Below are 23468 nucleotides of genomic sequence, written 5' to 3'. Positions count from 1 at the left end.
GAACCTCAGAAGAGAAACCACGCCTCGGCGTCTTTCGCGAGCGGCGAGGCTGCGGTGCGTTCGGGCAGCGCGCGGAGATGCGCGCGTGCATGCTGAAGTGCATCGGAGAAACCGCGCAGTGTCTGCGTCGTCGGCCGGTCGTCGAGGCGGCGGCGTTGCACGGCCTGCGCGACGTTCCGGTGTATCAGCGCCGTCTGCGCATCGATATAGGCGATGCACGCGCGCGCGAGCGCCGTCGATAACGTGCCGATACCCATGAGCGCCGGCACGCTCGCAATGGTGCGATAACCGTCGGAAGGAAGCATCGCGAGCGCGCGGCGCGGATCGGCGAAGTCGCGTCTCAGGACATCGAACAACGGCGCGGCCCATAGCTCGCGCTCGATGCCTAGCGCGTGCCGTCTGCGTTGCACGGCCGCCTTGGCCTCTTCATCCACGATCTCGCCAGCCTTGAGGAGCAACGCACCCGGATGCTCGCCCGGGCGGATGCATTGCGCGCCGATCCATCCCGCGCCACGCGAGCGCTGCGCAAGCACCGCATGTTGCAGGTGATCGGGCACGAGCGGGTCGAGCGGCACCGCGATGCACTGATCCGGCTTGCCCTTTGCATGAAGGCCGCACAACCCGTCATGCGCAAGCGCGGAACAGCGGCCGAGCGACGGGTAATCGAGCGCAAGCGTCGCGATGGTGATGGCACTGGCCTCATCGACGGGAAACGCGTGCAGTGGCGTGTCTGCGCCTCGCGGCATGCGTCCGAGCGCGATGCAGCCGACGAATACGTCGCGGTGTTCGAACAGTTCGCGTAGCGACATCGCCGGCGGACTGTTGCAGCATTTGCCGCACGCGGTGCAGTCGAACGAGTAGCTATTCACCAAGGCCGGCGCACGGAATCCTGATACTGCGTGAGGATGAAATGCGCGACGTCGTCGGAATGAAAGACACGAACGAGTCGCCCGACCCAGGCGGCCTTCGCGTCGCGCGTACGCACGGCGAGAACATGCTGATAAGGCGAGCGCGCATCTTCGATGCCGATGCTGTCGCGGCCCGGCTTCAGCTTGTTGCGCGCGGCGTCGTCGGCGTTCATCGCGACGAAGCTCGCCGTGTCGAGCGCTTCGTAGAGCTTCGCGCGTTCCACCCGGCGGATCTTCAGACCGAAGCGATTGCCGGCGATATCCCCGAGCGTCGGATGAAGGCCCGCGCCGTCCTTCAGCGTGATGAGCGCATAGTTCTGCAGGAGGATCAATGCGCGCGCGGTGCCGGCGGCATCGGCCGGAACGGCGACGGTCGCGCCGCGCGGCAAGTAGGCGATCGATGCGAGCTTGCGCGAGTAGAGCGCCATCGGCAAGGTCACGGTCGCGGCGACGCTTTCGATCGCGTAGCCGTTGCGCGCGCTGCGGGCGGCGAGGCTGGCTTCGTCCTCGAAACTGGCGGCATCGATGGTACCGTTTGCGAGCGCGGCGTCGATGCGCGCGGCATCGTCGAAAGTCACGACGGCGAGCGGCAAGCCCTGCTTCGCGGCGACTTCACGCACATGCGCGACGATCGTCGCTTCCTCGCCCGGCATCACGCCGATGCGAACCGTCTGCTCCGCGGCATGCGCCGTCGTCACGAAAGAGGCTGCCAGAACCGCCCGCGCGAAAACGAATCGCGCGCGCATCAGCCGTCCCTCAGCACGGTGCGAAAGCCGATATGCGACGCGGGCAAATCCGCTTCCTGCTGCTCGCGCGACGACGCCCGGTAGCGCACGCAATAATCCTGCGCGCACAGGAACGAGCCGCCCTTGATGACCATGGCCGTGTCGTGCTTGCGCGCTGGGATCACCGCCGCCGTGTCGCCGTTCGAATGCGGCTGACGCGGACCGGTGTAAGGATCCTTCGTCCATTCCCATGCGTTGCCGATCATGTCGTACAGCCCGAAATCGTTCGCCGCATAGCAACCGACCGGCGCCAAACCCGCATGGCCGTCTTCGGCGGAGTCGAGCACGGGAAACACGCCTTGCCAGTAATTCGCCGATGGCTTGCCGCGCGCATCGCGCGGAGCGGCGTCGAGCTGCGCGCCTTCCCGCCCGGCCTTGCCCGCGTATTCCCACTCGGCCTCGCTCGGCAGATCGCGGCCGAGCCAGTGCGCGTAGGCGAGGGCGTCGGCGAGCGTCACCATCGTCACCGGACGATTTTCGTGCCCTTTCCATGTGCTCGACGATCCCGTGGGATGCTTCCACGACGCACCTTTCACCCACGACCACCACGCGAGATCGCGTGCGTTCATTTCTTCGCGCGTCGGGACATGGAACACGACAGCGCCGCCCTGACGCTCGGCTTCGGTCACATAGCCCGTCGCGTCGACGAAAGCGGCGAACTGCGCGTTGGTTACATCGGTCTGGTCGATCCAGAAGGCTCCGACCTTCGTCTTGCCATCGCCCATCGGGCGCTCGTCGTCATAACCCAGTGTGCTGCCGAAGACGAATTCGCCGCCGCGCAGGTGCACCATGCCCGCGCGCGGATCGTCGCGCCACTTGGCGGGAATGCCCGAATAGCGTTCGCATTGCTGCTCGGAGCCGAGCGGCGCCAGCGTGCGCGCGAGATTGCGCGGATCGAAGCCGTGCTCCGCGTTCACGGCGAGCGCCCCGCCGAAGCCCGCGCCGAACAACGCGAGCGTCACGGCGCCGGCGCCTGCAACGGATGTCCATCGACGACTCACCGCGCGCTCAGTAGTAGCCGCGCGGCCGCAGCGGTTCGACGCCGCCCACCGTGCTCATGTAGCTGTTCCACTGCTGCACGAGACTGTCGATGACCGACGGATTCTGCGCCGATACGTCGTTGTTCTCGCCGCGATCGGCCTGCAGGTCGAAGAGCTGCCAGTGACCGTCGACGGGACCGGTCGGCGGCTCGGTCCAAAGCGCCTTCCAGCGGCCATCGGAGCTGCGCAGATAGCCGCGTCCATAGGCTTCGTCACCGAACGCGGCGGTGTGCACTTCCGCGGTGCCGTCGCCCTTGAGAATCGGGAGCAGCGACTGTCCGGTGACCGGATAGACGTAGCGGTTGTTATAGACCACCTTGCCCTTGTTCGAATCGACGCCCGTGAGCGTATTGATCGAAGCCGGCGCGGGCTGCGTCGGCGGCGTGATCTGTGCGACGGCGAGGAAGGTCGCGGTGTTGTCGGTGACGTGCGTGAAGGCGCGCAAGGTGGGCAACTGCGCCGTCTGTCCGGGCAAATGTGCGATGAGCGGTGTCGATACGCCGCCTTCGCCCGCGTAGCCCTTGGTGAGGCGGAACGGCGTCGCGCTGACTTCGGCCCAGCGCAGGCCGTATTGCAGACGCCGCGCGTTCTGCTGACCGTTGTCGGTGCCGAGCGTCGAATAGACCGCATCGGATGCGTTCGCGGTATCGGTCGCGGTCGGATCCGCGCCCGAGTCGATCGGCCAGCCTTCCGCGCCGTTATCGGACTGAAACAGGATGAACGTGTTGTCGTATTCGCCGATGTCTTTCAGATGCTGGATCAGCAGGCCGATGTTGTGATCGAGATTCTCGACCATGCCGGCATAGATTTCCATGTAGCGCGCTTGCGCCTTCTTCTCGGCGGCGGACAGGCTGTTCCACGACTTGTTGACCGTGCCGGGACCATAGTCGCTGTAGCCTTGCGCGGCGTTGTGCACGGCGCTGATGTATTTCGCGTTCGCGGTGCCATTGTTCGCCGTGGCGGGCGACGAGGTCAGCGTTTCCGGCGCGCCCTGATACGGATTGAAATCGGCGGGAATGATGCCGAGCGCCTTCTGCCGCGCGATCCGCGCATTGCGGATGACGTCGTAACCTGCGTCGTACTTGCCCGCATAGTTGTGCAAGTAAGGCTCGGGCACCTGCAAAGGCCAGTGCGGCGACGTGTAGGCTGCGTAGGCGAAGAAGGGCTTGCCGTCGCCCTTGTTCGAATCGATGTAGGAGATCAAGCGCTGCGTATAGAAGTCGGTCGAATAGAAGACGCTCGGACTGCCGCCTGCGCCGCCTGGCTGGCCGGGCTGTCCCGGCTGAACGTATTGACCGTCTTCCGTGTAGTTTTTCGAGGCTGCGGGTTCGTGCGCGAAGTGATTCGTCGCGGCGCCGCCGAGCAGCGCATAGCTATGCTCGAAGCCCCACTGATCCGGCGTTTGCCCGCCGCCTGTGGTGCTGCCTACGATTCCCGAGCCGATGTGCCACTTGCCCGCCATGTACGTGTGATAACCGCCATCCTTCAGCAACTGCGCGACCGAGAGCGCCCGGTCGTTCAGATAGCCTTCGTATCCCGGCAGGCCCTTGCGTTCGTCGGTTGGCGTGCCCATCGTGCCTTCGCCGACGAGATGGTGGTCGGTGCCTGAGATCAGCATGGCGCGCGTGATCGCGCAGACCGTGCCGGTGTGATGGTTCGTGAGGATGCGGCCCGATGCGACGAGCGCATCGAGATTCGGCGTGTTGATTTCGCCGCCGAACGCGTGGATATCCGAGTAGCCGAGATCGTCGGCCATGATGTACAGGATGTTCGGCCGTTTGGCGGCGGCGACCGGCGCGGTCGTCGGCGAGCTGTCGCTGGAAGAGCCGCACGATGCCAGCGCGAAGAGGCTGGCGACGGCGAGCGCAACGGCGGCGCGGCGGGTAGCGATCGAGCGGTGCAAGGTCATTGTCGTTATGGCGGTCCGTTGAAAGCGAGCGGCGATCTTAGCAACCGGCTCAAGGCCGCCAAAGATCGATTTCTGCTTTGCTTGTCACCTTCAGAGATTTGAAAGAACCGCGATTGCGCGTCGCGCGAATGCGCTCGGCGACGCTCGAAGCACGAGGCTTCGAGCGTGTCTTCCGGATGCGCCCGATTCGTGTAAGCGCGTAGGGAAACGGTGTGAGCGCAGCGTATCGAGGGTGTCGTTCCGCGCTTTCGCCGCGGGATTTTCACCGGTTCGATGCGGTTCTTCGCAGCTCAGAAGCGCACGCGCACGCCGCCGAACGCCGCCACTTGCCGGTTCGTCGACGACGGCGTGCCCGCGTCGGCGATAGCCGCGATCTTCTGATAGCCGTTGCCGACGCGCGTCGAGGCATCGCCCGCCGCGAGCTGATAGACGCCGGAGAGATAGAGGTCCGTGCGCTTCGACAATACATAGTCGACGCCGAGCGTGAACTGATGCCAGCGCGGCTTGAGTGTCGCGCCGCCGGTGCCGGGCAGACTGTTGGCGCGGCCATCGGTGAAGGTGTACACGCCGATCAGCGTCGTCGCCGGCGTAATGTTATAGCGGCCGTTCACATCGTAGTTGTTGAACTTGCGCGACGAGCCATCGTTGTAGTCTAGCTGCGTGTGGCTCCATGCGAAGCCGACTGTCGCGACCGATCCGATCGCATAGTTGCCGCCCGCGACCGCCACTTGCTGCCGCGCGACGCCCCCGTTCAGGCCATAGAAGAAGGCGCCGCTGTAGTCGTCGCCGGACGTGGTCGATGCACCGCCGACCGCGCCGCTCGTGTTCGACGCGACATTCGGATGATCGAGCAGCAAATAGCCCGCGCCGAGTTGCAACGGCCCGCTGGCGTAGCTCGCCGATACGCCCCAAGCGCGGTTGTTGCCGAAGCCCGCGCCCGCGCCGTTGCTCGCCTGATTGCTGAACCCGTAGAGCGCATCGACAGTCACGCCCGCGAAGGTATCGCTCTTGAACTTCACGGCATTGTTGATGCGGAAGGTCTGATTCAGATTGTCGTTATCGCCGACGTGCGTGGCGGGCGACCAAAATCCCGGCCCCGCGAAGAGCGCAACGAGATCCGTGTTCGGATCGTACTGACGCCCGAGCGTCAGCGTGCCGATGCCCGTCTTCGCCACGCCCACATAAGCTTGCCGCCCGAATTCGCGTCCGCCTTGAGCGAGTGTGCCGTCGTTGACGCGATAGCCGCTCTCGAGCGTGAACAGCGCCTTGTAGCCGCCGCCCAGATCTTCGACGCCTTTGAGGCCCCAGCGGCTGCCGTTGAGCTTGCCGCTCGTCGCCTGCACATTGGATGCGCCACGCTGATTGTTCGTATAGGCGAGGCCGGCGTCGATGATCCCGTACAAGGTGACGGAACTCTGTGCCTGAACGATGCCCGGAAGGGCGGCCAGTATGCCAGCGGCGCCGGCGAGTGCGACTCGTTTCATTCGCTTCCTTAGGTATTAACCATGAGTTCGAGGAAGCCGGATACTACGGTCGTGCTTACCGAAGTCCAACAAAGGATTTTTCGTTTGTAATGGTCGGAGCGTCTGATTTGGATTCCGGATTACATCGGAGAAGCGATGCAGAAATCGCGAGCAGGCGCGCAACGAACGCTTCGCGCCGCGCGAGGCCGGTCATATCGATATGAGGCTTCGTTGGTTAGCGCGCCGGCCGTTGCTGCATAACATGAGCGGCTGCGCGTGATGTCACGCATTCATACCGACAGGAGCACCATGAGCGCCGACGAAAGACTCGACCGTCTGATCGACCCCGAACGCACTTCGAGCAACCCGAAGGCTAACTATCGCAATGCCACGCGCTGGGGCGATCTCGTGTTCGTGTCGGGCAAGTCGGCGGGCGCCGCCATCGACGGTAAGCCGTCCAAAGGCAGGCTGGGTGACACGCTCACGCTCGAAGACGGCGTTTCGTTCGCACGCGAGGCGGCACTGGAACTGCTGCTCGTGCTGCGCGATGAACTCGGCTCGCTCGAGCGCGTGAAGCAGGTGCTCGACGTGCAGGGCTTCGTGAACGCCGACGCCGCCTTCGAAGACCACGCGAAGGTGCTCGACGGCGCATCGGATCTGCTGGTCGAGGTTCTGGGCGATGCCGGCGTGCACGCGCGCTCGGTGTTCGGCGCCGTGTCGTTGCGCGGCGGGCAGCCGGTGATCCTGCGCGCCGTCGTCGGCGTGAGCGACTCATGATGTCATCGCATTCGCAGGAACGCGTCAGACGATGGCGCTTAAGCAACCCTTGTCATTTGCATAGTCGCAATCGCGATTGGGCATCCCGAAACCGCGACCTATAATCGGGCGCCCGACTGCCTGTCTTCTCTGCCCGACTCATCGAGCATGCCGAAAATCCCGCGTTTCTCATCGTTTTCCGCCACACGGCCCGGCGATCCCGCGAAGCCGGAGCAACACGCTCCCGCGTCGCCGCGACGCCGGATGCTGGGCGGCCTCGCGCTGTCGGCAGTCGTGGCGCCTCACGCGAATGCGGCGTCCGGACTCTTGCAGCCGCTCAGCGTCGAGCCGTGGACGCGCATGCCTGGCGCGCCGATTCTCGATCATCCCTATGGCCTGCCATCCCCGCGCGAATCCGAGGTCGTGCGTCGCGCGGCGCGTGCGTGGCCGGTGCCGGGAGCGGCTTCGTCGCTGACGCCGCTCGCCGATCTGCACGGCGCGATCACACCGAACGGGCTTGTCTACGAACGCCATCACTCCGGTGTGCCGGATATCGACCCGGACCAGCACCGGCTCGTGATTCATGGCCTCGTGCGCGAGCCGAAGCTCTTCACGATGGACGATTTGCTGCGGCTGCCTTCCGAGTCGCGCGTGCACTTTCTCGAATGTTCGGGCAACACCGCCAGCGAATGGAAGGGGCCGAGCGGGCTGCCCGTTCAGCTCACGCACGGGCTTCTGTCGTGCTGCGAGTGGACCGGCGTGCGGCTTTCGACGTTGATCGAGGCGGCCGGCGGGCTCGCTGCGAACGACGGCCACGCGCCGCGCTGGATTCTCGCGGAGGGCGCCGATGCAGCCGCGATGACGCGCAGCCTGCCGCTCGATCGCGTGCTGGATCGCGCGCTCGTCGTGTATGCGCAGAACGGCGAGCGGCTGCGGCCGGAGAACGGCTATCCGCTGCGGCTTCTGGTCCCCGGCTTCGAAGGCAACACCAACGTGAAGTGGCTGCGCAGGCTGAAGCTCGTCGACGCGCCGCTCGAAACGCGAGAGGAAACGTCGAAATACACGAACTTGCTGGCCGATGGTCGCGCGCGCCAGTTCGTGTTCGAGATGGATGCGAAATCGGTCATCACGCGGCCATCGCCCGGGCACAAGTTGACGACTCACGGTTACTACCCGATCGTGGGGCTCGCCTGGTCGGGACGCGGTGCGATCCGTCAGGTCGAAGTATCCGTCGATGGTGGCCGCTCATGGCAAGCGGCGCGGCTCGATGGCACGCCCGGCGATCGCGCGCTCACGCGCTTTCATGCGGGATGGGTGTGGAACGGTGAACCGGCCACGATCCTCTCGCGGGCAACGGATTCGACCGGATACATCCAGCCGACGCGCGAGGCGCTCGTCGCCGCGCGCGGGCTGAACTCGAACTACCACTACAACGGCATTCAGCAATGGCGCGTCGACGCCGATGGCAGCGTGAAAAATGCATAGGGAATCAACTCGACAACTTCGCGCCGTGCGCCCGCTGATCGTGGGTCTGACGGCGCTGTGTCTTACCGCCTGCTCGGGGCCGTGGCGGGACGGGCGCGCGTCGCAGGCCGGGTTAGACGATGCAACGCATCGCGCGGCTGTCGGCACGATCGGCACGATCGGCACGATCGGCACGCCCGTGAGCGCGGCGGACATCGCCGCGTGGAACATCGATGTCGCGCCTGACGGTCGCGGCCTGCCCGCGGGCAGCGGCGACGTGGTGACCGGTGCGCGGATCTTCGCGGCCAAGTGCGCCTCGTGTCACGGCGCGAAAGGCGAGGGCGTGCTGGGCGACCGGCTGATCGGCGGGCGTGGCACGCTCGCGAGCGAGAAGCCGGTGCGCACGGTCGGAAGCTACTGGCCGTACGCGACGACACTCTTCGATTACATTCGCCGCGCGATGCCCTATAACGCGCCGCAATCGCTGAGCGCGGACGAGGTGTATGCCGTGAGCGCGTGGATCCTGAATCAGAACGGCATCGTTCCCGACGACGCCCGCCTCGATGCGCATTCGCTTGCCGCCATCCGCATGCCGAATCGCGATGGATTCGTTCCGGACCCGCGACCGGGACGCCTTTGACCTGCATGGCATGACGTAATGACGAATCGATGCGGCCGGTGATTTGCAAACGTAAAAGGATTGGTTGGCCATGCGTTCGTCGGCCCCTAGCATGAAGCGGTTCGGGCAATGTTGCCTGAATTTGCCGCGAGGACTCGCTCCATGCAATACAAAGGTTATGAGGTTGCACCCTCCGCTCAGGCCATGCCGAGCGGCTTGTATGCGGCCAACCTGACGATCGAACATCGCCGGTACGCGCACGGTGCAAGCTTCACTTTCGATGCGCTCGATTACTTCTTCGAGCGCGATCATGCGATCGCCTATGCGGCACGCTGGGCGCGGCTGTGGATCGATCAGCGCAGCGCGCGCAAGAAGCGCGGATAACGTCGACGAAGCATCGGATAGCCGCATGAGCTGTCGGTCCGGAAGGCGCCCGCGATCCGTCTTTCGTCATGCGCGCCGCAGATTTGGTTAGCAGATCCAATTCGTTCCAATCTCCGCGCGGGATGGTTACGCTGTGGCGGCTCTCAACCACGCATGACGCTGACCATGACCCAACGCGATCTACTCATTCTGCTGGAACCGGGCTTCACCGATCCGAAGCGCCCGGGCGAAGTGTTCATCTGCCCGGACGGTGCGCCGATCGAAGGTTTGCTCGCAAGCGATCCGGCGCGCAACGCGCGCCTCGATATCCGCCGCGTGCCCTTCGAGCGTCCCCGCAAGGCCGCGGTCGAAGCACTGAGCGAGGCGCATCAAAGTCTGCCGGTGCTGGTGCTGGGCGATGCGTACCCCGCGCCGTCCGACGCGCAAACCGTCGGCGAGAAACGCTTCGTCACCGATACGCGCCGCATTCTCGCGTTGCTCGCCGAGCGCCACGGTTTTCCTAAAGTGCATGACTGATCCGGCAAACGAGACTATTCGCTCATGCCCCGACCTATACATCTGAATCTCTTCGTTCACGGACGCGGCCATCATGAAGCAGGCTGGCGTCATTCCGGCGCGACGCGCCAGGCGCTGACCGATATCGACTATTTTCGCGATCTCGCCGTCAGGGCGGAGCAAAGCCTGTTCGATTCCGTGTTTTTCGCCGATGCCCTCGCGCTCGGCGATGGCGCGCAATTCGTCGCGTCCGGCGCGCTCGAACCGATCACCACGCTCGCGGCGCTTTCGCAGGCGACTTCGCGCATCGGGCTGATCGCGACGGCATCGACCACGTACACCGAGCCGTTCAATCTCGCGCGTCAGTTCGCTTCGCTGGATCACATTTCGCGCGGGCGCATCGGCTGGAACATCGTGACCTCGTGGGTCGGCGGCGCGGGGCCGAACTTCGGCTACGAGCAGCAGATCGAGCATGCGGAGCGCTACGCACGCGCGCACGAGTTTCTCGAAGTCGTCACGCAACTGTGGGATAGCTGGGCTGATGACGCCATCATCGATGACGCGTCGAGCGGACGCTTTCTCGATCCGGCGCGCGTGCGCAAGATCGGCTATCGCGGGAAGTTTCATCGCGTGGCGGGGCCGCTGAATCTGCCGCGCCCGCCACAGGGGCATCCGGTGCTGGTGCAGGCGGGCTCGTCGGCGACGGGCAAGGCGTTCGCCGCGCGCCATGCGGAAGCCGTCTTCACCGCGCATCTGACGAAGCAATCCGCGATCGACTTTTATGCCGAGCTCAAGGCGGGCGCGAGGGCCGCGGGCCGCTCGGAGCAGGACATCGTGATCCTGCCGGGCATCAGCGCGGCGATCGGTTCGACCGAAGCCGAAGCCAGCGCTCTGCTCGACGAACTCGACTCGATCACCGATGTCAGCGTGGGACTCGGCCGCCTGTCGAACCGCTTCGGCGGCTACGATTTCTCGACGCTGCCGCTCGATCAGCCGCTGTCCGTCGATGACTTTCCGGACCCGTCGACGGTGCAGGCCGCGCAAAGCCGCGCGGCAGTCATCACGCAACTGGTGGCGCGCGAGCGTCCGACCTTGCGCAGCCTGTTGAGGAAGCTCGCGGCGGCGCGCGGGCATTTCACGCTGTCCGGCACGCCCGAACAGATTGCAGATGTCATTGCCGACTGGACCGAAAGCCGTGCCGCCGATGGCTTCAACGTGATGCCGCCCATACTGCCCGCGCAGCTCGAGCACTTCACCGAGCATGTCGTGCCGATTCTGCAAAGGCGCGGCCTGTTCCGGCGCGAGTACGAAGCCGCCACGCTGCGCGGTCACTACGGTCTCGCACGTCCCGCCAATCCTTATTTCAAGTCTTGATGCCGATCCGCTTCCTGAAATCCATCATCGCCGCCGGTTGCTTCGCCGCCGCGTTTGCCGCGCACGCTGACGAGGGCTATCCCGCGCAGATCAACATCGGAATCCAGAAGGGCGACGGTCTCGTCGCGCTGCGGGCATCGGGCAAGCTGGAGCAGGCTTTCGCTTCGCATCACGTCAAGGTTTCGTGGCACGAGTTCGTGTATGGCGCGCCGCTCGTCGAAGCCATCAATGCGGGCGACGTCGATGTAGGCACGGTCGGCTCGACGCCGCCGATCATGGCGCAGGCGGGCGCGGCGCCATCGGTCGTGTATGTGGCGTATGCGCCGAGACTCGTCAAAAGCTATGCGATCGTCGTGCCGAAGGATTCGCCCGTGAAGGACCTGCGCGATCTGAAGGGCAGAAAGATCGCCTTCGCCAAGGGCTCGCAAGGGCACCTGTTCGTGCTGAAGGCGATGCAGGATGCCCACATGGACCCGAACGCCGCGCAGTTCACGTACCTGTCGTATGGCGATGCGCGCTCGGCGTTCGAGCGCGGCTTCATCGATGCGTGGGCCGTGCCCGATCCGCGTTACGCGGACACCGAACTGACCACCGGCGCGCGGACCATTCTCACCATCGGGGATCTGTCGGTGCCGCAATACGGCTTCTATATCGCGACGCGCGACTTCGCGCAAAAGTATCCCGCCGCGCTGCGTCTGCTGTTCGATCAGCTTGCACGTCAGACGAACGACAGCCTCGCGCATCCGCAGGATACGGCGCGCTTTTTGTCCGCCAATACGGGCGTGCCGCTCGCCGTATGGAACCGGGCGATCTCGCGCCTGGAGTGGGGCGCGAGCTATCCGATTCCCGACGACGTCCTTGGCGCGCAGCAGGACTCGGCGAATCTGGCTTTCGATACGAAGGTGATTCCGCGCCGCATCGATGTGCGCCAGGCGGTGTTGCAGATCAGGTAAGCATCGACGCGCGCTACGCAAGCCTTATCCGTTTAGCGCCGCTTTTCATATGCTTCGTCGAATTCGTTCGTGGCGTCGTTCGCGTCGCCCGTACAAGATGGAGAGTTATCCCTTTCTGTGGAGCTTTCCATGAGCGGCGATGCCCCGCGCCAACTGCATCTGAACATCAACGCGCTTCATTCCGGATTCGTGCCGTCGGCATGGCGTCTGCCGGATTCGGATCCGAACGTATTCCTCGACGTGAGCCACTATGTGCGCCTGGCGCAGCTGGCGGAACGCGCGTGTCTCGATGCAATCTTTCTCGCCGATAGCGCCGCGATCTCCGATCAGCTCGACATGCGCCCCATCACGGCGCTCGAACCGACGATGCTCCTCACGAGCATTGCAGCCGCGACCACGCATCTTGGGCTGATCGCGACGGCATCGACGAGTTACAACGAGCCGTATAACATCGCACGCCGATTCGCGACGCTCGATCTGATCAGCGGCGGGCGCGCGGGCTGGAACATCGTGACGACCGCGGACCTGCCGTCCGCGCGCAACTTCGGTCACGACACGGTCCCCGACCATGCAACGCGCTATGCACGCGCGGACGAGTTCGCGGCGCTCGTCAAGACGCTGTGGAATAGCTGGGATGACGACGCATTCATCGCGGACAAATCGAGCGGGCGCTTCGTCGATCTCGACAAGGTGCATCCGGCCGATCATCGTGGGCGATTCTTCAGCGTGCGCGGCGCGCTGAATCTGCCGCGCTCGGCACAGGGTCATCCGGTTCTGGTGCAGGCGGGCGCATCGGGCGACGGACGCGAGCTTGCCGCGCGTCACGCGGAAGCGGTGTTTTCGGCCTCGCAATCGTTCGATGAATCGCGTGCATATCGCGAAGATCTCAACGCGCGCGCGGCGCGTTACGGACGCGGCGCGAACGCGGTGAAAGTGCTCGCGGGACTGACGACGATCATCGGTTCGACGGAAAGCGAGGCGCTGCGACGCCGTGACGAACTCGTCGATCTGATTCCGGTGCAGTACAGCCTGAACCGCATCGCTGGCACGCTCGGCGTGCCCGTCGATTCGCTTTCGCTCGACAGGCGTTTGCCCGACGACTTGCCGCTGCCCAATGGCGGCAACGGCAATCACACGTTCTTCAACGCGACGCTCGCGCAGGCGCGCACGCATGGCTACACGGTGCGCGAGCTCATCCGTGCGCTGGCGGGCGGCGGCGGACATCGCGTGATCGTCGGCACGCCCGAGCAAGTCGCGGATGACATCGAGCACTGGTTCAGGAACGGCGCCGCCGACGGCTTCAATCTGATGCCCGACGTGCTGCCCGATGGTCTCGAAGCCTTCACGGAAGGCGTCGTGCCGATACTTCAGCGGCGCGGCATTTTCCGTCGCGCGTATGAGGGCAAGACCTTGCGCAGCCATCTGGGGTTGTCGGTGCCCGAGGGCGCGGTGCTCGACATGCATTAGGCGGGTGGTGGGGGAGCGGTGCGCGTGGCGTAGCGATCGCCTCTAGCGCGTGCAACAGTTGTTCGGGCATCCGGGACCGAACGTGATTTCCACCCGCTGCCCACCCGGCTCGGAAAACCTTCGTGGCTCACGCACGGTATAAACGCGCCCAGTTACCCACAAATGCGAACTTTGTAAGCCGAACTGCTGCATGGCGCTCCACACCTTTTGGGCACGCTGCTCTGCCAGCTTCCTCGGCATAACCTCGATTGATTCCGCGAGGCCGACCACTTGAATAACGTCCGCGTATTCAAACTTTCGCATTTCTGCGGACCATGCCGAGAGCCGTGCCAATTCCTTGACACTGAGCGACGCAGAATTTCGCGCGAAGAGAACATCGATATTTTCTCCACGTTGATTCTGTGGGCCATCACAGGCCAGTGCTGAACCGAACCACGTGAGCAAGAGCGCCGGAATCAGGAGCTTAATTTTCAGAAAAGACACAGTACCCCGCCACGCTGTCAGCATTCACTATTGCAAGATCCGGATGCGCCTGCCCCCATTCCTTTAGCCTGAAAGTTATCGTGTACTGAGGGTCGCCTGTTGCCATCGTGTCGAGAAAATGAGTCGCCTCATGAATGATAGTTGATGCCTGCGAGTCACCTGTGCCGCTCCACGGCCGCATCGTGCAAAAGTTCAGATCGATTGCCATTGTGTGCGTGGCGGTATCCGGGGCGCATACGTGCGCCGCAACGCCATCCGTGCGTGAGTTCGGAAGGCAGCCTGTTGCATGGTCTGCTTCGCTCCCACTTCGCACTACGTTTTCGGGCCCGAAGCCGCGCACTACCTCAAGGACTTTCGTGAGTCCATCTCGAAGCCGCCTATGAGTGGCCTCGTCGTTGCGGCCGAACCATCGCCATACACGAGCCTTTTCGCTGGCGCTCCAGACATCTAACGCAGCCAGGCGCATTTCAATCTTCTGAACTGCTTCGTCCTGCGCCGCAGCGAACATCTTTCTGAATTCCGCATTCGTCATATTCGGGCAAATGCGCTCCGTGTTGACATACACATCCACGGACGAACCCTCGACCGTGTTAGTCATCGACGAATGAACTTCGAAGAACTCCTTTGCCATTACTTCACATCCTCCACCGCGACCGTCACACGCTCGGCCGCATTGGTCCTGATGCGTTGCGTCCTGCCGGCTGCGTCGGTCACGCCCTCGATGAGCGTTCCGCTTTCGCCAATCAGGCGATACGCCACGTTAGAGAGTGGCTTGCCGTTCATCTTGCTGCGAAGAACGTACGCTTCATCGAACACGGACGCCAAAGGCGCGGCAGCGATGTTGTCACTTCCAGTCGCGCAATGACGGATGGCCCCGAGACTCTCGACAAGATCTTCGTACCAAGCTTCCCCCGCGAGTCTTGCGAAGATGCGCGGATGGTCCGGACAGTCGCATATGACGACATCATTTTCTAGCGCTATCTCGCTTGCACCTAACGTCATGCGGCGCGGACCGCCTTCCTTCGCGATATAGCCGGTTGTCTTGCAGACGGGACAATATGCGGCACCGTTGATAAGCGCGGCTTGATGGCCGCTCAACGTGAAAAAGGGCCCTTTGTAATCGCAAATCTCACCGTTGTTACTTAGCTTATCGCCGACCACAGCAAACCGGCGCATCATGATTGGGCCCTGCTACCTGTTTGGTTATTCTTGCTTTTTGGCATATGTTTTCAGGCTTTTGGAAAGACGCCACTCGGTTGAAGTAGTGACGTCAGCATACGAACTCGTTGGAAAAGTTCAACGGGATGCTGGTAAAAAAATCTTCGAATCTACAAACTTCAACGTATTGCTCCGTTAAGCACGCGCGTCGAGCCTTGGTAGTACGACCGGATAATGTACGAACGTCGCAACGAAGTGGCGCGGCTGTTCCGTCGGTTGAAGGGCTTTCGTCGGATTTTCTCGTGATTCGACAAAGTCTTTCTGATGTTCATCGGCTTTATCAACTTCGCCCTCATCGTGGAAACACTTCGATAGTGTGAACACGCCTCTCGGCATTGCACCCAACGTCACATGCTTTTCGCGCCGCCATGCTTTCCATATGCATAACCGTTCGTTCACGCGCGCGCGCAGCCGTTTTATCGTGATCGCCGCGGCGCGTCATATTCGGCCGTCGAACAACGAACAGAGAGGAATGGCATCACATGGCAGGCTTCAACCGACGCGATTTTCTGGTCTCATCAGGCGCGGCGCTCGCGTCCGCCGGCCTGTCTTCGCTCGCCTTCGCGCAGGAAGCGGCACCCAGGCGTGGCGGCACGCTCAACATGTTGATCAATCCCGAGCCGCCCGTGCTCGTATCGATCTTCCAGACGACGGGCCCCACGCTCGTCGCGAGTTCGAAGGTGCTCGAAGGCCTGCTCGCCTATGACTTCGATCTGAAGCCGAAGGCGCAGCTCGCGACCGCGTGGAACGTGAGCCCGGACGGTCTCAAGTACACGTTCACGCTGCGCCAGAACGTGAAGTGGCACGACGGCGAGCCGTTCACATCGGCGGATGTGGCGTTTTCCATCGACTTGTTGAAGTCGATCCATCCGCGCGGGCGCAGCACCTTCGCCAACGTGACGCGCGTGTCGACGCCCGATGCGCGCACCGCGATCGTCGAATTGTCGAAGCCCGCGCCGTATCTGCTGAAGGCGCTGTCGGCGGGCGAATCGCCGATCGTGCCGAAGCATCTCTACGCGAACGGCGATCCGCTGACGAACCCGCATAACAACGCGCCCATCGGCACCGGGCCGTTCCGCTTCAAGTCGTGGACGCGGGGCGCGAGCATCGTCTACGAGCGCAATCCGGATTACTGGGACGCGGGCAAGCCGTATATCGATTCGCTCGTGTTCAAAGTGATTCCCGATGCCGCCGCGCGCTCCGCCGCGTTCGAAACCGGCGCGCTCGATCTCGGCGGCGAGAATCCGGTGCCGCTTTCGGATCTGCCGCGTCTCACGCAATTGCCGCAGCTCGCCGTGGAAACGCGCGGTTATCGCTTTCTGGAACCGCTCTCGGAGATCGATTTCAATCTCGCGCATCCGATCCTGGAGGACGTGCGCGTGCGTCAGGCGATCGCCCATGCGATCAATCCGCAGATCGTGCAGAAGACGATCGCCTACGGTTACGCCGACATTTCTCCGACGCCGATCACGCCCGCCTCGCCGTATCACGACGGGAAGCTCGCGCCTTACGCATTCGATATCGCGAACGCGGAAAAGCTGCTCGATGCCGCGGGTTATCCGCGCAAGAACGGCGGCCCGCGCTTCCAGTTGACGCACGATTTCCTGCCTTATGGCGACATGTACCGGCGTCAGGCCGATTACGTGAAGTCGGCGCTCGCGCGTGTGGGCATCGACGTGACCGTGCGTTCGCAGGATCTGCCTTCGTTCCTCAAGCGCGTGTATGCGGACCGTCAGTTCGACTTCACGAGCATCGGCGTGAATACGTTGTTCGATCCGAGCGTGGGCGTGCAGCGTCTCTACTGGTCGAAGAACATCCGGCCCGGCGTGCCGTTCTCGAACGCGCCGCACTACAGCAATGCGGAAGTCGATACGCTGCTCGAATCGGCATCGATCGAAACGGATGAGAAGAAGCGCGTGGCGCTCTATCAGCAGTTTCAGCAAATCGTGTATCGCGACCTGCCGATCCTGAATCTCGTCGCGCCGCGCATGGTCACGCTCGCGAACCGGCGCGTGCGCAATCACACGGTGTCGGCGCAGGGGCTGGAAGGCAATCTCGCCGATGTGTGGCTGAGCGCCTGAGGACGGACGCCGATGAACCGACGCACGCGCTTCGCCGCCATCGCGCGGCGCACCGCATGGCAGGCCTTGCCGACGATGCTCGCCATCGTGGTCCTGAACTTCTTCCTGCTGAAGCTGATGCCCGGCGACGCCGCCGATGTGCTCGCGGGCGAAGCGGGCTCCGCGACCGCCGAAACGCTGCAGGCATTGCGCGCGAAGTTCGGCCTCGACCAGCCGGTGCTGCATCAGCTCGGCGCGTATCTGTCGCATCTCGCGCACGGCAGTCTCGGCTATTCGCCGCGTTACGACGCGCCCGTCATGCAGCTGATTCTGTCGCGGCTGCCGAACACCTTGCTGCTGATGGGCACGGCGCTCGCCCTCGCGATCGTCGCGGGCATCGTGCTCGGCGCGGTCATGGCGCATTGGGCGGGCAAGTGGCCGGATCGCGTGCTGTCCGTGCTCGCGCTCGTGCTGTATTCGACGCCCGGCTTCTGGATCGGCCTGCTCGCCATCGTGCTGTTCTCGGTGCATCTCGGCTGGCTGCCGAGCGGCGGCGATATCACCGTCGGCGCGTCCTTGCACGGCTTCGCGTATGCCGCCGATGTCGCGAAACATGTGCTGCTGCCGGCCGTGACGCTCGCGACTTTCTTCGTCGCCATCTACGCGCGTCTCACGCGCGCCGCGATGCTCGAAGTGAAGCGCCAGGACTTCGTGCGTACCGCGCACGCGAAGGGGCTGCATCCGCTGCGCGTCACCGTGCGTCATGTGCTGCGCAACGCGCTGATGCCGCTCACGACGATGGTCGGCATTCACTTCGGCACGCTGCTCGGCGGCGCGGCCGTCACGGAAACCGTGTTCAGTTGGCCGGGCCTCGGGCGTCTTGCGCTCGATGCCGTCATGGCGCGCGATTTCAGCGTGCTGCTCGGCGTGTTGCTGCTTTCGTCGCTGCTCGTGATCGTCGCCAACGTGACGGTCGATCTGCTGCAGGCGTGGCTCGATCCACGCATCGTCTGACTCATCGAACCTGAAAACGCATGGCTTCCGATTCCACCGAACTCGCTTCATCCGGCCAGGGCTCGGCGTGGCGGCGCCAGCTCGCCGGTGCGCTATTCGGCGCGCGGCGCGCTCAACGTGCGCCTTACGCTCGCGCCTCGCGCGGCGTGTGGCGCGCGCTGCTGCGCAATCCGTCCGCGCTCGCGGGCATCGTGCTGCTGACTGCGTTCATCGCGCTTGCGCTGAGTGCGCCGTATCTTTTTCCCGGCGATCCGCTCGATATGGTCGCCGCGCCCTTCGAATGGCCGGGCAGCGACCCGCTGTATCGCCTCGGCACCGATTCGCTCGGCCGCGATGTCGCCGCCGGCATCGCGCACGGCACACGCGTGTCGCTGCTGATCGGCGCATCGGCGGCGGCGATCGGGCTCGTCATCGGCACGCTCGTCGGCGCGATCGGCGGCTTCTTCGGCGGCGTCATCGACGATCTTCTCGTGCGCGTCACCGAGCTGTTTCAAACCGTGCCGTCGTTTCTGCTCGTGATCGTGATCGTCGCGATAGGGCGGCCGAACGTGACGGTGATCGCGCTGGCCATCGGCATCGCTTCGTGGCCGACGGTCGCGCGTATCATGCGCGCCGAGTTCCGCACGCTGCGTTCGTCGGACTTCGTGCTCGCCGCGCGCAGTCAGGGCTTTTCCGACGCGCGCATCATCTTCGGCGAGATCTTGCCGAACGCACTGCCGCCGGTGATCGTGACCGCATCGGTGATGGTCGCGAGCGCGATCCTGATCGAGTCTTCGCTGTCGTTTCTGGGCATGGGCGACCCGAACGTCGTCACATGGGGCGGCATGATCGGCGCGGGGCGCGATTCCTTGCGCACCGCGTGGTATCTGACCGCCGTGCCGGGCGCGGCGATCGTGCTCGCGGTGCTCGCGCTCAATCTGCTCGGCGACGGCCTCAACGACGCACTCAACCCGCGCATGCGCGAACGTTCCTGACCCGAGACCTGTCCGTGGCGAATCTTCTTGAAGTGCGCGATCTGCGCGTGAGTTTCGGCGCGCATCGTGCGGTGCGCGGCATCGATCTGGACATAGCCGAAGGCGAGACGCTCGCGCTCGTCGGCGAGTCCGGCTGCGGCAAATCGGCGACCGCGCTGTCGCTCATGCGGCTCGTGCCGGAGCCGGGCCGCGTGACGGGCAGCGTCCGCTTCGACGGACGCGACGTGCTCGCGCTGAGCCCGCGTGAAATGCGCGATGTGCGCGGCCGCGACATCTCGATGATCTTTCAGGAGCCGATGACATCGCTCAATCCGGTGCTCACGGTCGGCGCGCAGATCGTCGAGACCTTGCGACGGCACGAAGCGCTGTCGAAGCCAGCGGCGATGAAGCGCGCCGTCGAACTGCTCGATCTCGTGCGTATTCCGGAGCCGCATCGACGCGTCTTCGACTATCCGCACGAGCTGTCGGGCGGACAGCGCCAGCGCGTGATGATCGCGATGGCCGTCGCATGCCGTCCGCGTCTGCTGATCGCGGATGAACCGACCACCGCGCTCGACGTCACGATTCAGGCGCGCATTCTCGAACTGCTTGCCGAATTGCGGCGCGATCTGTCGATGTCGCTGCTGCTCATCACGCACGATCTCGGCGTCGTCGCCGAACATGCGGATCGCGTCGCCGTGATGCTCGCGGGCGAAAAGGTCGAGGAAGCGCCGGTGCGTCAACTCTTCGAGCGGCCGCGGCATCCGTACACGCGCGGGCTGCTGGGCGCATCGCTGAACGTGGCGACGGAGTTGCATTACCGCGACTGGAAGCTGCCGGAGATTCGTCACGTGCAAGGCGCCGATGACAAGCCCGCGTTCAACGTGACGCCGCTTGCGCCCGTCAGCGCGCCGGAAACGCGATTCGACAACGACGCGCCGCTGCTCTCGGTGCAACATCTGACGGTCGATTATGTGCATCGGCATGGCAGGGGCGCGTTGCGCGCCGTCGACGACGTGTCGTTCGATATCGCGCGCGGCGAAACCGTGGGTCTCGTCGGCGAATCCGGCTGCGGCAAGTCGACCCTTTCGAAAGCGATCCTGCGTCTCGTGCCGGCGTCGGGTGGCGCGATCCGCCTGCGCGGCGTCGATCTGACGCCCCTGAGCGAACGCGCGTTGCGCCCGCTGCGGGCGCAGGTGCAGATGGTGTTTCAGGACCCGTATGCGTCGCTGAATCCACGCCGCAGCGTCGGCGACATCCTCGATACGGTGATGATCGTGAACGGCATCGCCGATGCGCGCGAACGCCGCCGACGCGCAAGCGCGATGCTCGATCGCGTCGGTTTGCCGAGCGCCGCGCTTGATCGCTATCCGCACGAGTTTTCGGGCGGTCAGCGGCAGCGCATCGGCATTGCGCGCGCGCTCGTGCTCGAGCCCGCGCTGCTGATCTGCGACGAACCCGTCTCCGCGCTCGATGTGTCCATTCAGGCGCAGATACTCAATCTGCTCGTCGAGCTGAAACGCGACCTCGGGCTCGCTTATCTCTTCATCTCGCACGATCTCTCGGTGGTGCGCTATATCGCCGACCGCGTCCATGTGATGCATGGCGGGCGCATCGTCGAAAGCGGCGATCATCGCGAGATATGGCGCGCGCCGAAGCATGCGTACACGCGCACGCTGCTCGAAGCGATTCCCGGCAAACGATTCGACGCGCAGGCCGCGTAGAGCACGCATCAATACCATAGGAACGTCACGTCATATGTCGAATAAAAATCAGAAACTCGAAGCCGCGCTCGCCGCGCTGCCTGAGCTGGCACAGGCCATCGGCGAAGATGCGGCCGCGCGCGAGGCGCGCCGCGAACTGCCGTTCGATGCCTTTGCGCTGTTTCGTCGATCGGGCCTCGGGACGTTGCGCTTTCCGCTCGAATGGGGCGGACTCGGCGGCTCGCTCGAAGACGTCTTCGACGTGATCGCAACGCTTGCCGCGCACGAAAGCAACGTCGCGCACGCGTTGCGCATTCACTTCGACCAGACCGAAGCGCTGCTGCTTGCGCCGCGCACGCCGTTCAATGCATTGCAGATCAAGCGCGTGGCGGAAGGCGCGATCTTCGGCGGCGCATCGACCGAAGCGGGCACGTCGCGCCCCGGCGAAATCACGACGCAACTTCGGCGCGAAGGCGATCACTTTCGTCTGAGCGGCCGCAAGTACTACGCGACGGGCACCGCGTTCTCCGACTACGCGCGCCTGAACGTGCAGGACGAACACGGCGAGGCCGCCATAGCCGTCGTGCCGGTTCAACGCGAGGGGCTGCGCGTGCTCGACGACTGGGACGGCATGGGGCAGCGCATGACCGCGAGCGGCAGTCTCGAGTTCGACGATCTGATCGTGTACGCGGACGAAGTCACGCCGCGCGTGCAGACGACGCTCACGGGCCGTCACGGTGGCGCGCTGCGTCAGTTGCATCTGGTGGCGGTGGCGGCGGGCATCGTACGCAACGTCGTCGCGGATGCGGAGCGCTATGTGCTGAAACACGGACGCCCCGTGCTGCATAGCGCGGCGCCGTCGGCCCGCGAGGATGCGTTCATTCAGCAGGTCGTGGGCGAATTGAGCGCGAACAGTCACGCGATCGATGCGCTCGTGCGCGACAACGCGCGCGTGCTCGAACGATCGTCGCAAGCGATCCGCAACGGCGATGCCGGCGCCGACGCGCTCGTGCTGGAAGGCGCGCTCGCGACGGCGCGCACGCAGATCGTCGTCAGCAAGCTCGCGTTGAGCGCGGCGGAGCGCATGTTCGAAGCGGGCGGCGCATCGGCGACGGCGCGCGCGCATAACTTCGATCGCCACTGGCGCAATCTGCGCACGATCTTCAGCCACAATCCGCTGATGCATAAGGCGCGCGTGATCGGCGATTACGCGCTCAACGGCGTGACGACGCATCTGACCGAAGGGCGCGTGTTCTGACGTCTTGCGCGGATCGCTACACGATGCCGCGGCTTTCAGGCGCGGCGCGCGAGGCATCGACGGCCGTCAAGCAAGACCGGGCGGCGCGGCCCTCAGCACGTCGACATGTTTCGGCACCAGCCCGAGCTCGACGAAGGTGTCGGCGATCTGCTGCTGCTCCGCGATGATCGCCCGCGTGATGGCTTCCGTACCGAAGACCTGCCGGCTCACCGCGAGATCGACGACAGGTTTGGGCAGGCCCCAAAGCCGCGCGAGTTCGCTCGCGAGTTCGTCCGGATGCTGCTTGCCCCATTGATCGACGGCCTTGATCTCCTCGATGACGATCCGGATCACGTCGGCATTCTTCGCCACATAGTCTTGCGACGAAAAATAGTAGGCGCGGTTGCCCACGACGCCGCTCGCGTCCGCCACGACGCGCGCATTCAGCGACTGCTGCGCGGCGGCGAAGTACGGGTCCCAGATGACCCACGCATCGATCGAGCCGCGCTCGAAGGCGGCGCGCGCGTCGGCGGGCGCGAGATAGGCGAGTTCGACGTCGCGATACTGAAGGCCATGTTGGCGCAGCAGCTTCACGAGGAAGTAATGGACATTGCTGCCCTTGTTCAACGCGATGCGCTTGCCTTTCAAATCCGCCACCGTTTTGACGGACGATTGCGCCGGCACCAGCACGGCTTCGGAATGCGGCCGCGTCGGCGTGGCGGCGACATAGGCGAGCGGCGCGCCGGCCGCCTGCGCGAAGATCGGCGGCGCTTCGCCCACGTCGCCGAAATCGATCGAGCCGACATTGAGCGCTTCGAGCTGCACCGGACCCGCGGAGAACTCCGTCCAGCTCACGGATACGTTGAGCGGAGCCAGACGCTTCTCCAGCGTTGCACGTCCCTTGAGCAGGTTCAGATAGCCTTTCTGATTGCCGATGCGCAACACGCGCGGCTGCGCTTGCGCGGCTTGCTGGGCGAACGATGCCGGCGTGACCGCGAGCGCGGCGGCGCCCGTCGCGGCCCGCGCGGTCAGGGAGAGAAAAGCGCGGCGATCGGTGGTTTTTGTTTTCGACATGGCGGAAGCTCTGGTTGGCGAAAGCTTCCGATGCTAAGACGAGCGCCCATTCGGACCAACGTAGCGATGCACATATCGCTATGGCAACGGAAGTCATAAGCATGTGCAC

At 64.3% G+C, this 23468-nt stretch carries 22 protein-coding genes and 1 pseudogene; 14 read left to right on the top strand and 9 right to left on the bottom strand.

The genetic code is table 11. The features are described 5' to 3' along the window. Positions 1-5: 5 nt before the first annotated feature. The 5 genes from NCR93_RS25815 to NCR93_RS25795 form a co-directional block, all read right to left on the bottom strand. Complete coding sequence (locus NCR93_RS25815) at positions 6-869, bottom strand: hypothetical protein (protein ID WP_175981575.1); 864 nt, start codon at positions 867-869, stop codon at positions 6-8. Next, on the bottom strand, positions 866-1654 hold the full coding sequence (locus NCR93_RS25810) for a MetQ/NlpA family ABC transporter substrate-binding protein (protein ID WP_175981577.1): 789 nt from the start codon (positions 1652-1654) through the stop codon (positions 866-868). Before NCR93_RS25810 ends, NCR93_RS25815 begins: the two co-directional genes overlap by 4 nt. Then, positions 1654-2694, bottom strand: coding sequence for a formylglycine-generating enzyme family protein (locus NCR93_RS25805; RefSeq protein ID WP_175981579.1), 1041 nt, complete (start codon positions 2692-2694; stop codon positions 1654-1656). Before NCR93_RS25805 ends, NCR93_RS25810 begins: the two co-directional genes overlap by 1 nt. A gap of 7 nt (positions 2695-2701) precedes the next feature. Beyond that, positions 2702-4642, bottom strand: a complete 1941-nt coding sequence (locus NCR93_RS25800; protein ID WP_175981581.1) for an arylsulfatase — start codon at positions 4640-4642, stop codon at positions 2702-2704. A 290-nt stretch (positions 4643-4932) separates the two neighbouring features. Then, complete coding sequence (locus tag NCR93_RS25795) at positions 4933-6126, bottom strand: porin (RefSeq protein WP_175981583.1); 1194 nt, start codon at positions 6124-6126, stop codon at positions 4933-4935. Between the two features lie 288 nt (positions 6127-6414). On the opposite strand from NCR93_RS25795, the gene NCR93_RS25790 reads away from it, so the two are divergent. The 8 genes from NCR93_RS25790 to NCR93_RS25755 all read left to right on the top strand — a co-directional run bounded on the left by NCR93_RS25790 (position 6415) and on the right by NCR93_RS25755 (position 13617). Then, a complete protein-coding gene (locus tag NCR93_RS25790; protein WP_008346786.1) occupies positions 6415-6882 on the top strand; it encodes a RidA family protein in 468 nt (155 codons plus the stop codon). A 243-nt stretch (positions 6883-7125) separates the two neighbouring features. After that, positions 7126-8346: a sulfite dehydrogenase gene (gene soxC, locus NCR93_RS25785; RefSeq protein WP_175981702.1), complete on the top strand. Its 1221-nt coding sequence runs from the start codon at positions 7126-7128 to the stop codon at positions 8344-8346. Between the two features lie 25 nt (positions 8347-8371). Continuing rightward, the gene (locus tag NCR93_RS25780; RefSeq protein ID WP_008346784.1) at positions 8372-8965 is read left to right on the top strand and encodes a c-type cytochrome; all 594 of its coding nucleotides are present in this window, start codon (positions 8372-8374) and stop codon (positions 8963-8965) included. Positions 8966-9106: 141 nt separating this feature from the next. Further along, the gene (locus tag NCR93_RS25775; protein WP_033535802.1) at positions 9107-9328 is read left to right on the top strand and encodes a DUF6566 family protein; all 222 of its coding nucleotides are present in this window, start codon (positions 9107-9109) and stop codon (positions 9326-9328) included. A 165-nt stretch (positions 9329-9493) separates the two neighbouring features. Next, the gene (locus NCR93_RS25770; protein ID WP_033535827.1) at positions 9494-9844 is read left to right on the top strand and encodes a DUF3088 domain-containing protein; all 351 of its coding nucleotides are present in this window, start codon (positions 9494-9496) and stop codon (positions 9842-9844) included. Positions 9845-9868: 24 nt separating this feature from the next. Next, positions 9869-11197 carry an LLM class flavin-dependent oxidoreductase gene (locus NCR93_RS25765; protein WP_175981585.1) on the top strand — a complete coding sequence of 443 codons (1329 nt, stop codon included), beginning with the start codon at positions 9869-9871 and terminating at the stop codon, positions 11195-11197. After that, positions 11197-12150: an aliphatic sulfonate ABC transporter substrate-binding protein gene (locus NCR93_RS25760; RefSeq protein WP_008346779.1), complete on the top strand. Its 954-nt coding sequence runs from the start codon at positions 11197-11199 to the stop codon at positions 12148-12150. The genes NCR93_RS25765 and NCR93_RS25760 overlap by 1 nt, the downstream gene beginning before the upstream one ends. Before the next feature lie 129 nt (positions 12151-12279). Then, positions 12280-13617, top strand: coding sequence for an LLM class flavin-dependent oxidoreductase (locus NCR93_RS25755; RefSeq protein WP_008346778.1), 1338 nt, complete (start codon positions 12280-12282; stop codon positions 13615-13617). Between the two features lie 42 nt (positions 13618-13659). Here the strand turns inward: NCR93_RS25755 and NCR93_RS25750 are convergent, their stop codons facing one another. The 3 genes from NCR93_RS25750 to NCR93_RS25740 are packed head-to-tail and all read right to left on the bottom strand — an operon-like array spanning position 13660 to position 15279. Further along, a complete protein-coding gene (locus NCR93_RS25750) occupies positions 13660-14100 on the bottom strand; it encodes an OmpA family protein (RefSeq protein WP_175981587.1) in 441 nt (146 codons plus the stop codon). Further along, positions 14081-14731: a M35 family metalloendopeptidase gene (locus NCR93_RS25745; protein ID WP_175981589.1), complete on the bottom strand. Its 651-nt coding sequence runs from the start codon at positions 14729-14731 to the stop codon at positions 14081-14083. Before NCR93_RS25745 ends, NCR93_RS25750 begins: the two co-directional genes overlap by 20 nt. After that, positions 14731-15279 (bottom strand): PAAR domain-containing protein, encoded by a 549-nt coding sequence (locus NCR93_RS25740; RefSeq protein WP_175981591.1) that lies wholly within the window; start codon positions 15277-15279, stop codon positions 14731-14733. The genes NCR93_RS25745 and NCR93_RS25740 overlap by 1 nt, the downstream gene beginning before the upstream one ends. 165 nt (positions 15280-15444) lie before the next feature. On the opposite strand from NCR93_RS25740, the pseudogene NCR93_RS25735 reads away from it, so the two are divergent. From NCR93_RS25735 to NCR93_RS25710, 6 genes and pseudogenes are all read left to right on the top strand, one after another. Further along, positions 15445-15633: pseudogene (locus NCR93_RS25735) on the top strand (IS5-like element ISCARN85 family transposase); the annotation flags it as partial. A gap of 167 nt (positions 15634-15800) precedes the next feature. Beyond that, positions 15801-17399: an ABC transporter substrate-binding protein gene (locus NCR93_RS25730; protein WP_250497451.1), complete on the top strand. Its 1599-nt coding sequence runs from the start codon at positions 15801-15803 to the stop codon at positions 17397-17399. 12 nt (positions 17400-17411) lie between these two features. Next, a complete protein-coding gene (locus NCR93_RS25725) occupies positions 17412-18392 on the top strand; it encodes an ABC transporter permease (protein ID WP_250437299.1) in 981 nt (326 codons plus the stop codon). A gap of 20 nt (positions 18393-18412) precedes the next feature. Continuing rightward, positions 18413-19366, top strand: a complete 954-nt coding sequence (locus NCR93_RS25720; RefSeq protein WP_175981597.1) for an ABC transporter permease — start codon at positions 18413-18415, stop codon at positions 19364-19366. 14 nt (positions 19367-19380) lie between these two features. Continuing rightward, a complete protein-coding gene (locus NCR93_RS25715) occupies positions 19381-21069 on the top strand; it encodes an ABC transporter ATP-binding protein (RefSeq protein ID WP_250532302.1) in 1689 nt (562 codons plus the stop codon). Positions 21070-21103: 34 nt separating this feature from the next. Next, on the top strand, positions 21104-22306 hold the full coding sequence (locus NCR93_RS25710; protein ID WP_239295381.1) for an acyl-CoA dehydrogenase family protein: 1203 nt from the start codon (positions 21104-21106) through the stop codon (positions 22304-22306). Positions 22307-22372: 66 nt separating this feature from the next. Here the strand turns inward: NCR93_RS25710 and NCR93_RS25705 are convergent, their stop codons facing one another. After that, on the bottom strand, positions 22373-23359 hold the full coding sequence (locus NCR93_RS25705; RefSeq protein WP_034470195.1) for a sulfonate ABC transporter substrate-binding protein: 987 nt from the start codon (positions 23357-23359) through the stop codon (positions 22373-22375). Positions 23360-23468: the final 109 nt, after the last annotated feature.

The organism is Caballeronia sp. ATUFL_F1_KS39 (genome assembly GCF_023630985.1).
GTDB lineage: Bacteria > Pseudomonadota > Gammaproteobacteria > Burkholderiales > Burkholderiaceae > Caballeronia > Caballeronia zhejiangensis.
Note: the sequence above shows the minus strand (reverse complement) of the source record. Positions and strands in the feature narration are given on the sequence as shown.

Coding starts and splice junctions, on each gene's coding strand:
- NCR93_RS25810 (WP_175981577.1), bottom strand. CDS start 1,654: ATGCGCGCGCGATTCGTTTTCGCGCGGGCGGTTCTGGCAGCCTCTTTC.
- NCR93_RS25800 (WP_175981581.1), bottom strand. CDS start 4,642: ATGACCTTGCACCGCTCGATCGCTACCCGCCGCGCCGCCGTTGCGCTC.
- NCR93_RS25795 (WP_175981583.1), bottom strand. CDS start 6,126: ATGAAACGAGTCGCACTCGCCGGCGCCGCTGGCATACTGGCCGCCCTT.
- NCR93_RS25790 (WP_008346786.1), top strand. CDS start 6,415: ATGAGCGCCGACGAAAGACTCGACCGTCTGATCGACCCCGAACGCACT.
- soxC (WP_175981702.1), top strand. CDS start 7,126: ATGCTGGGCGGCCTCGCGCTGTCGGCAGTCGTGGCGCCTCACGCGAAT.
- NCR93_RS25775 (WP_033535802.1), top strand. CDS start 9,107: ATGCAATACAAAGGTTATGAGGTTGCACCCTCCGCTCAGGCCATGCCG.
- NCR93_RS25770 (WP_033535827.1), top strand. CDS start 9,494: ATGACCCAACGCGATCTACTCATTCTGCTGGAACCGGGCTTCACCGAT.
- NCR93_RS25765 (WP_175981585.1), top strand. CDS start 9,869: ATGCCCCGACCTATACATCTGAATCTCTTCGTTCACGGACGCGGCCAT.
- NCR93_RS25760 (WP_008346779.1), top strand. CDS start 11,197: ATGCCGATCCGCTTCCTGAAATCCATCATCGCCGCCGGTTGCTTCGCC.
- NCR93_RS25755 (WP_008346778.1), top strand. CDS start 12,280: ATGAGCGGCGATGCCCCGCGCCAACTGCATCTGAACATCAACGCGCTT.
- NCR93_RS25745 (WP_175981589.1), bottom strand. CDS start 14,731: ATGGCAAAGGAGTTCTTCGAAGTTCATTCGTCGATGACTAACACGGTC.
- NCR93_RS25740 (WP_175981591.1), bottom strand. CDS start 15,279: ATGATGCGCCGGTTTGCTGTGGTCGGCGATAAGCTAAGTAACAACGGT.
- NCR93_RS25730 (WP_250497451.1), top strand. CDS start 15,801: ATGGCAGGCTTCAACCGACGCGATTTTCTGGTCTCATCAGGCGCGGCG.
- NCR93_RS25725 (WP_250437299.1), top strand. CDS start 17,412: ATGAACCGACGCACGCGCTTCGCCGCCATCGCGCGGCGCACCGCATGG.
- NCR93_RS25720 (WP_175981597.1), top strand. CDS start 18,413: ATGGCTTCCGATTCCACCGAACTCGCTTCATCCGGCCAGGGCTCGGCG.
- NCR93_RS25710 (WP_239295381.1), top strand. CDS start 21,104: ATGTCGAATAAAAATCAGAAACTCGAAGCCGCGCTCGCCGCGCTGCCT.
- NCR93_RS25705 (WP_034470195.1), bottom strand. CDS start 23,359: ATGTCGAAAACAAAAACCACCGATCGCCGCGCTTTTCTCTCCCTGACC.